Here is a 12,887-nt window from a genome sequence, read left to right on the forward strand (position 1 = left end):
TTCGTAGTTTTATGTATATTATTTCTTCTGGGAAAGAATAAAGTCTACCATTTGATCTGTTATCTTATCAAGATAACCCTTGTCTGTAGTCCCAAAGCCATGGACTCCACCTTCAACCACAATTAAAGAGTTTTGAATTTTTACTCTGTTTAATTTTCTGTGAAGCTTTTTGGATTGACTCAAAGGAACAATTTTGTCATTATTTCCCTGAACAATTAAAGTAGGAACACCACCTGATACGAAATTAACCGGGGATATCGTCTTAAGATAATCTATTGCCCTGTCCTGATCTTTTCTGATATCATATCCGGAAATCCCTTTCACCAGATTTTCCTGTAACCCGACAATTTTTTTGGACATTAGTCCAATCATTCCTACCGGGATTGTCCCTAATCTTGTATGGAAAAGTTTGTTGAGGTCTGCAGGGCCATAATGATCAATTACATAATTTACCTTAGCAGAATAGGATGAAAGCTCAGGATTACCCAAATAAGTATTGTCTGGTGTATAAGCTGCCATCAGAGAAAGGTGAGCTCCCGCTGAAGCTCCGAAAAGGCCGATGTTACTGGTATCAAAATGATATTTTTCTGCATTTTTTCTGACCCATCTTACAGCGTCTTTGGTATCTTCCAAAGGCAAAGGAAAATGAGTGCTGTCATTTAAAAGCGTATAGTTGATACTGATCACCGCATATTGTTTGCCTATGAGTTTTTTTATAGTCGTTTCAAGATAGTTATCGGCATTAACTACTTTGTCGCCTTCTATCCATCCGCCTCCATGAACGTAGATCAATACCGGAAGTTTTTCATCAGTACTGTTCTTAGGAGTATAGAGATCAAGGGCGAGAGGTTGGCTCTTTCTGTTGGTTTTGTAAACAATATTCTCAGAAACTGTTGCTATTTCAGGAAGTAATGTGCTTTTTACAGCAGGAGCTTTAGTTGGTCTTAATGGTAGGTCTTGTGAAAAAAATAAACTGGAAAAACTTAAAAATGAAATAAAAAACAGGTTTGTGAAAAACCTGTAAATTGATATGTTGTTTATTGATAAATTCATATTAAATTTTTTAAGGATGCTTTATTTTACTAACTCCTCAAAAAGCTTACCAAAAGTAGCATCCAGATCTTTGGATTTTCCCGGATGAGGGCGGGAGGTCTGAACAACAGCACTCCTTACAGCCGTCAGCCATCGGAAACGTTCCGGGATATCAAGCAGCGCAATAGGACCGCCATCTTTATCACCATTCGCAATTTTCTGAAAGCTTTCCAGATTATGGATGATATCGTCATAATCAAGCTTGCTGTGCATCAGCTTAAATTTATCCGGACACAAATAAAACTCTACCCTGATGAACTTTTCTTTTTTAGAAAACATCACCAGTCCGATATTGAAAAATTCTTCTCTTTCAACTTTAGGTACCAGGCGTATTACCGCATATTCATATATTTTATCCTCTTGCATTTTTAGCTTCGTTTACAAAGATTTGAGAATTTTCCAATCTGGTTTTCAAAAACTGAAAATAGATTTCACGAATTTCATCCGGTGTTTCGTCAGCATCATTCCATTGCAGCCAGTCCTCAGGAATCATATTGACAATTTCCCTGAATAATGTTTCGTTCAGAACTTCATGAGCAAACCTGTCTGCTTCATCAAGCATTTTTGCTTTGGGAAGAAGCACATGGTCTTTCACATATTTGAAAGGTGTTCTTGCTGCTGCATCAAAATTCTGCCATGAATGATGAAAGTAGAACGAAGCACCATTATCAATGATCCAGAGTTCTTTATGCCACATCAGCATATTTGTATTTTTAAAAGTACGGTCAATGTTGGTGATAAATGCATCCAGCCATACAATTTTTGAAGCCAGCAGCGGATCCACACTTACTCCGGGATCATAGGTGATAGAACCGGAAAGATAATGCAGTCCAAGATTCAGACCTTCGGAAAATTTCAGCAGATCCTGGATTTCTTCATCGGCTTCTGTTCTGCCGAAATCAGCATCAAGATTGACAAAAACAAGCTCAGGAATTTTAAGCCCTAAAGCTTCGGTAATCTTACCCCCTAAAAGTTCGGATATCAGCATTTTAACTCCATGGCCTGCACCACGGAATTTTAATACATATTTGAAATCATCATCAGCTTCTGCCAGAGCCGGAAGAGATCCTCCTTCTCTCAGGGGCAGAATGTAACGCATCACGGTTACCGTTCTTAAATTCTGCATGAGGCAAAAATAAGGCTATTTTTATAAACTTTAACCTGACTTTAAATAAAAGAAATAAGGAATTGAAGATTTTAAAACAGAGTTTTTTTCATAAATTTCCATTTTAAATGGAAAGAAAAATTTGTTTTATGAATCTGATTACCGAAAATAATATATACCTGGAAAATAAAGAAACAAGAGGTTTTCTTGCAGATGCTTTTTATCAGGATACCGTGCAGAAGCTTCCTTTAGTGATATTTGTTCACGGATATAAAGGCTATAAAGATTGGGGAGCCTGGAGTCTGATGGCTGAAAAGTTTGCGAAATCCGGATTTTTCTTTGTGAAATTTAATTTTTCACATAACGGAACGACAACAGATGATCCACTGAATTTTGGAGATCTTGAGGCTTTTGGCCATAATAATTATTCTAAAGAATTATCTGACCTTAGTGTGGTAATCGATCACTTCAGTAAAGATCCGCATGTGGACGAAGAAAAAATAGTTCTTATAGGACACAGCAGGGGAGGAGGGATTTCCATTATTAAAACATCCGAAGATGAAAGAATCAACGGTTTGATTACATTGGCGAGTGTAGATACATTAGACCGTTTTCCTAAAGGAGAATCTTTTGAAAGCTGGAAAAATAATGGCGTATATTATGCGCTGAACGGGCGTACCAGACAGGAAATGCCGCATTATTATCAGTTTTATGAGGATTATGAAAAGGATATTCACCGTTTTGATGTGGAAAGGGCTACAGAAATGGCCAAAGCCCACTTGCTGATTATTCATGGAACAGAGGATGAAGCAGTAGAAGTAAAACAGGCTGAGCATCTACATCTTCTTCACCCGAATTCCGAACTTTTTCTGGTTGAAAATGCCAACCATACTTTCGGAGCAAAAGAACCATGGACAGAAAATGATTTACCCAAAGATCTGAATACTGTAACCGAAAAATGTATTGATTTTATCAAAGAAAAATTGAAATAAAACATTTAAAAACACGTTATTATAAATGAACCACCATATCAGTATCATTATGAAAAAAATTATTGCAGGCGCATTTGCACTTTCACTATGTCTTGTTTCGTGTAAAAAAGAAACAAAAACAGAATCTTCTGTAAGCACTACAGATACTCTTACTACGGCGATGCCTCCAGACACTGTCTCAACTCCAAAAAATGATTCTGTTGCATCACCATCTCCCTCTGCTCCGGCTCCTGATAATATTATCACCAAGAATGTGGGTAAATATCCACATGATATTAAATTCTTTGAAGATAAGGGGATATCAGAAAGACTGAAAAAACTGGCAGGATCCCAATACGATGAAATGGTGAAGAATTTCAATGTGGAAGGTCCTATTGCATCAGAGAATGGAATTTATAAACTGACAGGCTGTAAGCAGCACGACTGCCCGGGATATGCTACAAGCATTTATTATGATGCCAAAAATGATAATCTGAATGTTTCTATTGATAAAAATGGCAAGATAACAGACTTTGCTGAAAAAGGAAAAATTACTGTTTCTGAATCGTTGAAAGCAAAATAAGAAAGGGAGCTGGAAGACAGAAGCTGGGGTAATGGCATTCCAACATCTATTGAAATCAAAAATAGTTATAAAAACTGTAAGTTACTTAAGTTTTTATAAACTTCCAGCCTCTAACTTCCATTATAAAATAAAAGAAGCCTGAAATTTCAGGCTTCTTTTATTTTATTTAATGGTCAAAACGGTCCATGCTTCTTCAACTTTACTTTCCAGAAGTAATCTCTGGGCATCAAGGTGAATGTTTTCATCAGCATGAAATTCTCCGGCAGGTAATATTTCGGTATTGGCGAGCATTCCAAGGTCGTTTCCTGTAAATACTTTGCTGTATTTTATGGCATCCGGGAGCTGATCAAAACCGATTCCTTTTGTTACCAAAGGTTTTGGTACTTCAAAGAGACTGCTCTCATTGCTTCTCGAATACCAGTTACTGCCTAAACGGGCTACCATATCCAGTTTTTTCTGATCCAGATTTCCGGCTTCGTTCAGGTATTCTTCCCTGATATGAATTTTCAGAACTTCACAGATGACAAGGTTTCCTGCGCCACCCTGATCACCTAATGGTTTTACCTCTAACACTTTACATTCAAAATTAACAGGACACTCTTCTATCAGTCTAGGCTGTACAAGGTCTGCATCTTTCATCGTAAGACCGGATTTGATAAATTCATTGACTCCGGTTTCATATTCTGTAGAGGCTAAAGATATCTGCTGTACAATCGGGAAATTCACTGTTCCTATTACTACTTCAGGCACTTCAAGAACGTTTTCCAGTGTATGCTTAGTGGTATTGTCACGTACTCTTCTCGATGGTGAAAAAATCAGAACCGGAGGAACTGTACTGAACATATTAAAAAAACTGAATGGAGATAAGTTACTGTTACCGTCTTTGTCCACAGTAGAAGCCAGTGCAATCGGGCGCGGTGAAACGGCTGTCTGCATAATGGTCTGTAGCTGTACAGAGGTTATCTCTGAGGGGATTACTGTTTTCATGTTTTTGGTTTTAACACTTAATTTAACTTAAGTATTCAAATGATATTAAAAAGGTGCTTCGACTCCGCTTAGCATGACACTTCTAATATTAACTGTTTAACAGCATATCTCTAGCAGTGTCATACACTAAACCTTATAGGTTTTGAAAACCTATAAGGTTTAATAGTTATTGTGCAAAGTTAAAATTTAAATAAAAATTAAAGTGTCGGAATAAGTTTACCTGAAACTTCCCCGAAGCCTACTCTCACACCATCTTTTTCAGCCCATGCTTTCATGGTAACCGTATCATTGTCTTCAATGAATTTTCTCTCTTCTCCGTTGCTTAATGATAAAGGATTTTGGCCTCTCCATGTAAGCTCAAGCATAGAACCGAAAGATTTCGGATCACTTCCGGAAATAGTTCCGCTCGCATACATGTCACCTACTTCTACGTTACAACCGTTTACGGTGTGGTGTGCAAGTTGTTGGGTCATATTCCAGTACATATGTTTGTAGTTGCTTTCGCAGATCAGGTTTTGCTCGCCGTTTTCTGGCTGGATGTATACTTCAAGATTGATATCGTAGTTTTTATCACCCTCAAATTTTAAATAGTCTAAAACTTCAGGATCCTGTACAGGAGAAGCTGTTCTGAATGGTTCCAGAGCTTCAAGGGTAACCACCCATGGAGAAATGGATGAACCGAAATTTTTAGCAAGGAATGGCCCCAGCGGAACATATTCCCATGATTGGATATCTCTTGCAGACCAATCGTTAAAAATGACCATTCCGAAGATAGCATCTTCTGCGTCTTTGGTAGAAATACTTTCTCCCATCTCCGTATTTTTATTGATGATAAATGCCATTTCCAGTTCGAAATCCAGCTGCTTGCATGGTCCAAAAACGGGTTTATCTGTATCAGCAGGTTTCATCTGACCTTTCGGACGGTTGATTTCTGTTCCGGAAACAACAATTGAGGATGCTCTTCCGTGGTAACCTACCGGTAAATGTTTCCAGTTAGGTAATAAAGCATTGGCCGGATCACGGAACATTTTTCCAACATTGGTAGCGTGTTCAATACTGCTATAGAAATCTGTGTAGTTAGGAATATGAACAGGCATCATCATTTTTACTTTATCCAGATCATAGAATGCTTCTTCAATCGTTTTCTGGTCTTTTGATAAAGTTGACCCTTCCTGCAATAGAGCCTGGATTCTGGTACGAACGGCGTTGGTAACCGGTTTACCCAGTTCGATAAATTCGTTGATGGTATATGCTTCAAAAACATTATCGTCCAATCCTTCGATATCTTCGAAATAGCCAAGATCATACAAGGTAGCCAGATCAATGACCTGATCTCCGATTCTTGTACAGCATCCGATGTATTCTTTATTAAAAACTGCGACTCCGAAAGGAATATTGTGTATAGAAAAATCCGAATTTGAGGAATAGTCTACAAATGATTTCATAAGTTTAGATTTTAGTTAGATTAAATATCATCCGGAGTATTCCCCGGAACATTTATTTTGTCTTTTTTGAGTAAGAGGCTTCGTCTATCCATCTGTCTCTGGTATTGACATCGATGAGGTACAGGATATTATCCTGCTGGGTCAGCAATAACGTCTTGGTGACTGGCATTGGGATTTTTTTATTCTCAAGCATATCTGCTCTTAAAGAAATAATATTTTTTTTCCTGATGATATCACCTGTGAAAACATTGGAGCTGCTTTCTCCTGTTGCTTTATCATCAAAAACTTCTACATAAGTGGCATTATTTCCTTTGATAATAATAAAGTCCCTTTCTGTATGATCGGTTTCATCTTTAATGAAGACGAATTTTTTGCTGTCAATATTTACATTTTCAAGATGCTGATTGATGCCTTTTCTTTGTTCAAGTCGGTTGAGAATTTCGTTCAGTGTTCCGTATTGAGCTTTAAGCCCTAATGCTCCCAGAAGGAAAATTCCAATTAAAAGTTTTCTCATATACTGTGTTTTATAAAAAAGTTTTGCCAGAATACTATATTCTGACAAAACCTATATTGTAAATGTAAATTAAAGATTACCTCTTCTTTCCTGCTCTCTTTCTAATGCTTCGAATAAAGCTTTGAAGTTTCCGGCACCAAAACTCTGTGCGCCGTGTCTTTCAATAATTTCGAAGAATAGAGTAGGACGGTCTTCTACAGGCTTCGTAAAGATCTGTAATAAATAGCCTTCTTCATCATGATCAATAAGTATACCTAACTCCTGAAGTTTTTTAAGATCTTCATCAATATGGCCTACTCTTTCAGGAACCATGTCATAATAAGCTTCAGGTGGAGCAGAAAGGAACTCAACACCACGTTTTTTCAGTTCGGTTACAGTGTGGATAATATCCTTTGTAGCAACAGCGATGTGCTGTACACCTTCACCTTCATAGAAATCAAGGTATTCTTCTACCTGAGATTTCTTTTTACCTTCTGCCGGCTCATTGATCGGGAATTTAGCATATCCGTTTCCGTTTGACATTACTTTAGACATCAATGCAGAATACTCTGTGTTGATCTGTTTATCATCAAAAGAAAGGATATTTACAAATCCCATTACTTTTTCATACCATTCTACTGTCGGGATCATTCTGTTCCAGTCAACATTTCCTACACAGTGGTCTACGTATAACAAGCCTGCTTCTTCAGGGTTATAATCACTTTCCCATTTTTCGTAACCAGGCATGAAAGCTCCATTATAATTTTTTCTTTCTACAAACATATGAACGGTTTCTCCATAAGTGTAGATTCCGGACATTCTTACCTCACCATGCTCATCAGTTAACGTTACAGGCTCTAAATATGGTTTTCCGCCTCTTTTAGTTGTTTCTTCGAAAGCTGCATAGGCGTCATCTACCCAAAGTGCCAAAATTTTTACTCCGTCACCATGTTTTTTTACGTGTTCACTGATAGGAGAATCAGACTTAAGTCCTGTTGTTAATACCAATCTGATTTTTCCCTGTTGAAGCACATAAGATGCACGGTCTCTTACTCCTGTTTCAGGACCGGCATAAGCTACAGACTGAAAACCGAAAGCGGTTTTGTAATAATGGGCAGCCTGTTTTGCATTTCCTACATAAAACTCAATATAATCTGTACCGTTAATCGGCAAGAAATTTTCTGCTTGAGCTATTTTCTCGGCAAATGTAAGTGTTGACATATTTTCTCTTTTACTTTTATTTTATTGGTATGCAAATTACAAAAAACTTGGACATTGCGAAAATATTACTTCGGATTCATTGAAGATATTTAACATAATGTTAAAGAAAAGTTTACTTAAGTATATTTAAGTTTCTTACGTTTAAAATCGTCTACCTACATTTGTTATACAAAATACAAGTGAGAAAAAATATTTCGAAACATGAAAGCCGTAGATACTCTCTGCGGCTTTCTTATTTTAGATGGTTTCTATTTTTCTGTTAAGCATTCCGGCATCGGGATTATAATTGTCCCAGATTTTCCAGGAGTCATTTACTTTCCGTATAAAGTAGATCTGGGTACTCAGCTGATTTACAAAATGCTCTTCTCCGGTTTCTCCTACTTTGAACAACAGGTTCCAGAATTCCTGGGATTCCAGGATTTTCTTATCCGGTTCATCAGTAACGACATGAATGTCAAAAACTTCGTAGTTGGATCTGTTGTTTTTAGTTACCAGATGAAAATCTTTATCACACAATTCTTTGCTAAATTGTGAAACCCGTTCTAAAAATGGAGAATCATCAAAAACCAGTTCTTTAAACAGGCTGGTGTTATGATCAGGAAACTGCTTGCAGAACTCAAAAGCGGTAGCACAATAGTCGTAAACCATCTGTATAATGGATGAAATTTCATCAGTTTCCCGGTTGTCATCTTCTTTTTTATGTTTGATCGTCAGTATGTAATCATTGAGATCTTTATATCCTAAGAAAATACATATTTTATCCAATGTTTTTAAAAACCTGAGATCACTATGGGTTTTATCCTGATAATCATTTTCAAAGAAACGCTGCAGAGTGACATGGGAAATGGTATTTCCGATTTCGAATTTTTTCCCTCCCTTCAGTTCTTCTGCTTCCGAGAGTTCATCTTTAATAATTTCGGAAAGAATAATATAATGGCTTCTCTTCCACTCATTCACATTCCCCAAAACAGAATTTCTTACTTTCGAATGCTTTACAACTTCTTCTCGTATCGAATTATATATAGTTTTCAATTTCCTTGTTTTTGAAAGAATTTTATCAAAAATACTGCCAAAATATTAGCACTTTTTTTATGATTTTATACATTCAGGCGTAATGTTTTATGTTTTTAGATACAAAAACAGCCTGAAATTCTTTGATTTGACTGTCACTGTTTGAATCTTTCAAAGGCAGCTCTTTCCAGCATTTCCCTGTCATCCGGATGGGCGATGCTGATAAGTTCCTGTGCTCTCTGACGAAGATTTTTTCCGTATAAATATGCCGTTCCGTATTCTGTAACTACATAATGAATGTGTCCTCTTGTTGTTACCACCCCGGCTCCCTGTTTCAGGAAAGGAACAATTCTGGAAATCCCCTTTTTGGTTCTCGCAGTGATTGCAATAATGGGTTTTCCGTCGTCACTTAAAGCGGCACCACGCATGAAATCCATTTGTCCTCCGATTCCACTGTACTGCAGTGTTCCGATAGAGTCGGCGCAAACCTGTCCTGTAAGGTCTATTTCAATGGCAGAATTAATGGCCACCATTTTTTTGTTTCTCATAATATTAATCGGAAAATTGACCTCACTTACATCTCTGAAAGCAAATACGGTGTTGTCGTCCACATAATCGTAGAGTTTCCTGGTTCCGAAGCAGAAACTTGTAATGGTTTTATTATCGTTGTAACCTTTGTATTTGTTGTTAATCACATCATTCTGGATTAAGTCGATAACACCATCACTCAACATTTCTGTATGAATTCCGAGGTCTTTATGATTGGTAAGACATTTCAGCACTGCATCAGGAATAGTTCCGATACCCATCTGAAGAGTAGATCTGTCTTCAATGAGTTCAGCAACATTTTTTCCGACCAGCATTTCTTCAGGACCCACTTTTGAGCCGTAATCTACCGTAGGAAGTTCTTCCTCATGCCAGACCAGTTTATGAATTCTGCTGATATGGATCATTCCGTCCCCATGTGTTCTCGGCATTCTCGGATTGACAGTAGCCACAATGATTTTTGCTGTATCTACTGCTGCTCTTGCAATATCTACAGAGGTGCCCAATGTACAAAAGCCGTGTCTGTCCGGTGGAGAAACGGTAACCAGAGCTACGTCCAGCGGTAAAATATTTTTTCTGAATAAAATAGGAATTTCACTTAAGAATACTGGTACAAAGTCTCCTCTGTCGGAATTTACGGCATCACGTACAGGAGTGGAAACAAACAAAGAATTGATAAAAAAACTGTTTTTGTATTCTGGTTTTGCAACTTCCACATTCCCCTGTTGGGTAATAGAAACCATCTCCACATTTTGCAGTCTGCCAGCTTGTCTTGCCAGTTCATCGATCAGGTAGTTAGGAGTACAGGCGCTACCGTGAAAAAAGACACGGTTTCCGCTTTTTACCGTATATATTGCTTCTTCTGCGCTGATGTAATTATTCATATTTTATCTTTTTAACAGGGTGTCAATCGTGTTTCTCACTTCATAAAATACCTCTCTTATTTCAAAGATAATCTTTATAATAATATCCTTTTCAAATATTTTAAAGTTATTGAAAAGACTTTTATCATCTTGTAAAAAACAAATAAATAGTGAAAGGTTAGGATTTAATTTTTTTGATATTTAGTGATTTGTTTGCTTTTTTTTATAGTGGGGCATTAATTAGACTTAGTTCGGAATAAGAAGAATAGAAATAGAATTTGGGATTAAAAGTTATTGCTTTAATCAGTTGAAGCTTTTAGCCTGATCGTATTTGCTTATTAAAAAAAAGCCGTCATTCAACTTGAAGAAAGTAAATGACGGTCTATTATTTTTAACTTTACTTAAACCTGACTCAGTTTAATTAGAATAAAATATTTTTTAAGAATCTGATAATTTATACAAAAGTTATATTCATCGCTTACAGTAGTTTTTGATAAGCTAATTTATTAATGCGACGATTATACTTTTAGCATCATATTATAGACCATAAAGTCTTTTACATACACATACTGTATGAGATGAATTTTCTGGATTAGCACAAAAATCTTCGGGAATTGCTTCTACAAATTGATTCATAAGTTGTAAACAAACAACGCGGGTAGGATTATCTCCTCCTTTTACATTTTTTAACTCGTTTCTCTTCATTTTTTTAAGATTTTTCATAGATAATTGTATTTAGTTTTTTCCTACTCATATAGCTTTTCGGATTACGCTTTTTAAAATCTTTTAAATATAAAAATTAATTCCGATATATATGGTTCATTCTAAAAAAAGCCGTCATTCACTCGAAGAAAGTAAATGACGGCCAGTTATTTTTTAATTTTTCTTAAAACTAATCTCAGGTTAATTAGAAATTTCAACCGATTTTTTCTGTTTCATACTTCCTGTTTCAGAAAATCTCAGATGCCAGCTGAAAGATTCTTCCAGCAGGTGAGGTGTATGTCCCCCTCTTTCGCAGGCTCTGTCGAAATAGGACTGGAGTTCTTCTTTATAATCAGGATGAACACAATTGTCAATAATTTTCTGGGCTCTTTCTCTAGGAGCCAGTCCTCTTAAGTCTGCCAATCCGATATCCGTTACCAGAATATCAACGTCATGTTCTGTATGATCTGTATGAGAAACCATGGGAAGGACATGCGAAATGTTGTTGCCTTTTGATGCGGCCTGAGTCACGAAAATACTTAGATAGGCATTTCTCGCAAAGTCTCCGGAGCCTCCGATTCCATTCATGATTTTTGTTCCTCCGATATGGGTAGAATTCACATTTCCATAGATGTCGAACTCAATAGCTGTATTGATTGCGATAACTCCCAATCTTCTGATCAGTCCCGGTGTATTGGAAATATTCTGAGGTCTTAAAACGAATTTGTCTTTATATTTTGAAAGATTTCCTAAAACTCTTTCATAGCATTCCTGAGAAACGGTAATGGACGATGCCGAAGCAAAGCTCAGTTTACCGGAATCGATCAGATCAAAAGTACTGTCCTGAAGTACCTCGGAAAACATGGTCAGATCATAAAAGTTACTGTCTTTGAAACCTGTCAGAACAGCATTGGCTACTTTACCGATACCGGCCTGAAGGGGAAGTAAGCGGTCTGTAAGGCGACCCAAAAGAACTTCGTTTTCAAAGAATGCAAGAAGGTGTTTAGCAATGGCTGTTGTTTTTTCGTCTGGTTCTGCAATATCTGCCGGGCTGTCTTTACGGTTAGTAAAAACAATGGCTTCAATTTTATTGGGGTCAACGGGAATGCTTTTTCTTCCGATTTTATTCCAAGGAGCTACAATTGGGATAACATTTCTGTAAGGATAATCTTCTGCCTGGTAAATGTCATGGATTCCATAGACTTCTTCCGGAACTTCTGTATTGATTTCAATAATGACTTTTTTTGCCAAAGCTGCAAAGGTTACCGAATTTCCTACAGAAGTGGTAGGAACAATGCTTCCGTCTCTTTCAATATAGGCAGCTTCAATAATGGCTACATCTATGTTTTGGAGGTTTTTGGTGTGAAGAAGCTCAGCACTTTCACTTAAATGCTGATCAATGAAGAGAATTTCTCCGTTGTTGATTTTGTTTCTTAGGATAGGATCTACCTGGAAGGGCATTCTTTTTTTCAGGACATTGGCTTCTGCCAGTTTCCCGTCTGTACCGTGCCCCAGTGAAGCTCCGGTCATTAGGGTGATCTTGAGATCTTCTGTTTTTCCTCTTTCCGCCAATGCCGGCAAAATAGCTTTGCTGTCACCTGCTTTTGTAAAACCGCTGGACCCGATGGTCATGCCGTCTTTAATCATTTTTACAGCGTTTTCAGCTGTTGTTACCTTTTGGTGTAGACTTTCTAATCTGATTCTTTCTAACATGTAATATTGATTTTGTTTTAAACCACCATTACTTAGGATGCGTCATGAAAAATAATGATGGCTAATATGGTAACCATACCTTACAAATTTACGAAAAAAGACGCTTTAAATAAAGGATTTAAAGCGTCTTTTGTATGTATTCAGTAATACTTTTT

Annotated in this window: 13 protein-coding genes; 2 read left to right on the forward strand and 11 right to left on the reverse strand. The window is 37.0% G+C overall.

Translation table 11 applies throughout. From position 1 onward, the window contains the following. Window positions 1–18: 18 nt before the first annotated feature. From AC3FI7_RS21150 to AC3FI7_RS21160, 3 genes are read right to left on the reverse strand one after another with little or no spacing between them, the layout of a single operon-like run. Window positions 19–1,053 carry an alpha/beta hydrolase fold domain-containing protein gene (locus AC3FI7_RS21150; RefSeq protein ID WP_491460837.1) on the reverse strand — a complete coding sequence of 345 codons (1,035 nt, stop codon included), beginning with the start codon at window positions 1,051–1,053 and terminating at the stop codon, window positions 19–21. A 21-nt stretch (window positions 1,054–1,074) separates the two neighbouring features. Further along, window positions 1,075–1,458, reverse strand: coding sequence for a DUF3037 domain-containing protein (locus AC3FI7_RS21155; RefSeq protein WP_142724032.1), 384 nt, complete (start codon window positions 1,456–1,458; stop codon window positions 1,075–1,077). After that, a complete protein-coding gene (locus AC3FI7_RS21160) occupies window positions 1,445–2,218 on the reverse strand; it encodes a HipA family kinase (RefSeq protein WP_491460838.1) in 774 nt (257 codons plus the stop codon). Before AC3FI7_RS21160 ends, AC3FI7_RS21155 begins: the two co-directional genes overlap by 14 nt. Before the next feature lie 128 nt (window positions 2,219–2,346). Here AC3FI7_RS21160 and AC3FI7_RS21165 point away from each other — a divergent pair, with 128 nt between their 5' ends. Both AC3FI7_RS21165 and AC3FI7_RS21170 read left to right on the forward strand, forming a co-directional pair. Beyond that, on the forward strand, window positions 2,347–3,189 hold the full coding sequence (locus AC3FI7_RS21165) for an alpha/beta hydrolase family protein (protein ID WP_491460839.1): 843 nt from the start codon (window positions 2,347–2,349) through the stop codon (window positions 3,187–3,189). Window positions 3,190–3,238: 49 nt separating this feature from the next. After that, complete coding sequence (locus tag AC3FI7_RS21170; protein ID WP_491460840.1) at window positions 3,239–3,751, forward strand: Ivy family c-type lysozyme inhibitor; 513 nt, start codon at window positions 3,239–3,241, stop codon at window positions 3,749–3,751. A gap of 162 nt (window positions 3,752–3,913) precedes the next feature. Here AC3FI7_RS21170 and AC3FI7_RS21175 read toward each other — a convergent pair whose 3' ends face one another. The 8 genes from AC3FI7_RS21175 to scpC form a co-directional block, all read right to left on the reverse strand. Further along, window positions 3,914–4,738, reverse strand: coding sequence for a flavin reductase family protein (locus AC3FI7_RS21175; protein ID WP_491460841.1), 825 nt, complete (start codon window positions 4,736–4,738; stop codon window positions 3,914–3,916). A gap of 197 nt (window positions 4,739–4,935) precedes the next feature. Then, entirely contained in the window at window positions 4,936–6,183 is a 1,248-nt protein-coding gene (gene fahA / locus AC3FI7_RS21180; RefSeq protein WP_491460842.1) for a fumarylacetoacetase, read from the reverse strand. 52 nt (window positions 6,184–6,235) lie between these two features. Beyond that, the gene (locus AC3FI7_RS21185; protein ID WP_291904922.1) at window positions 6,236–6,697 is read right to left on the reverse strand and encodes a hypothetical protein; all 462 of its coding nucleotides are present in this window, start codon (window positions 6,695–6,697) and stop codon (window positions 6,236–6,238) included. A 69-nt stretch (window positions 6,698–6,766) separates the two neighbouring features. After that, window positions 6,767–7,897: a 4-hydroxyphenylpyruvate dioxygenase gene (gene hppD, locus AC3FI7_RS21190; protein ID WP_142724021.1), complete on the reverse strand. Its 1,131-nt coding sequence runs from the start codon at window positions 7,895–7,897 to the stop codon at window positions 6,767–6,769. Window positions 7,898–8,134: 237 nt separating this feature from the next. Then, complete coding sequence (locus AC3FI7_RS21195) at window positions 8,135–8,929, reverse strand: hypothetical protein (protein WP_142724019.1); 795 nt, start codon at window positions 8,927–8,929, stop codon at window positions 8,135–8,137. Window positions 8,930–9,063: 134 nt separating this feature from the next. Further along, entirely contained in the window at window positions 9,064–10,338 is a 1,275-nt protein-coding gene (locus AC3FI7_RS21200; RefSeq protein WP_142724017.1) for an acetyl-CoA hydrolase/transferase family protein, read from the reverse strand. Between the two features lie 516 nt (window positions 10,339–10,854). Then, window positions 10,855–11,040 carry a bacteriocin-like protein gene (locus AC3FI7_RS21205; RefSeq protein WP_142724016.1) on the reverse strand — a complete coding sequence of 62 codons (186 nt, stop codon included), beginning with the start codon at window positions 11,038–11,040 and terminating at the stop codon, window positions 10,855–10,857. A gap of 180 nt (window positions 11,041–11,220) precedes the next feature. Then, a complete protein-coding gene (gene scpC / locus AC3FI7_RS21210) occupies window positions 11,221–12,732 on the reverse strand; it encodes a succinyl-CoA:acetate CoA-transferase ScpC (protein WP_142724014.1) in 1,512 nt (503 codons plus the stop codon). Window positions 12,733–12,887: the final 155 nt, after the last annotated feature.

It is taken from the genome of Chryseobacterium sp. TQ-BC-N36 (assembly GCF_058382295.1).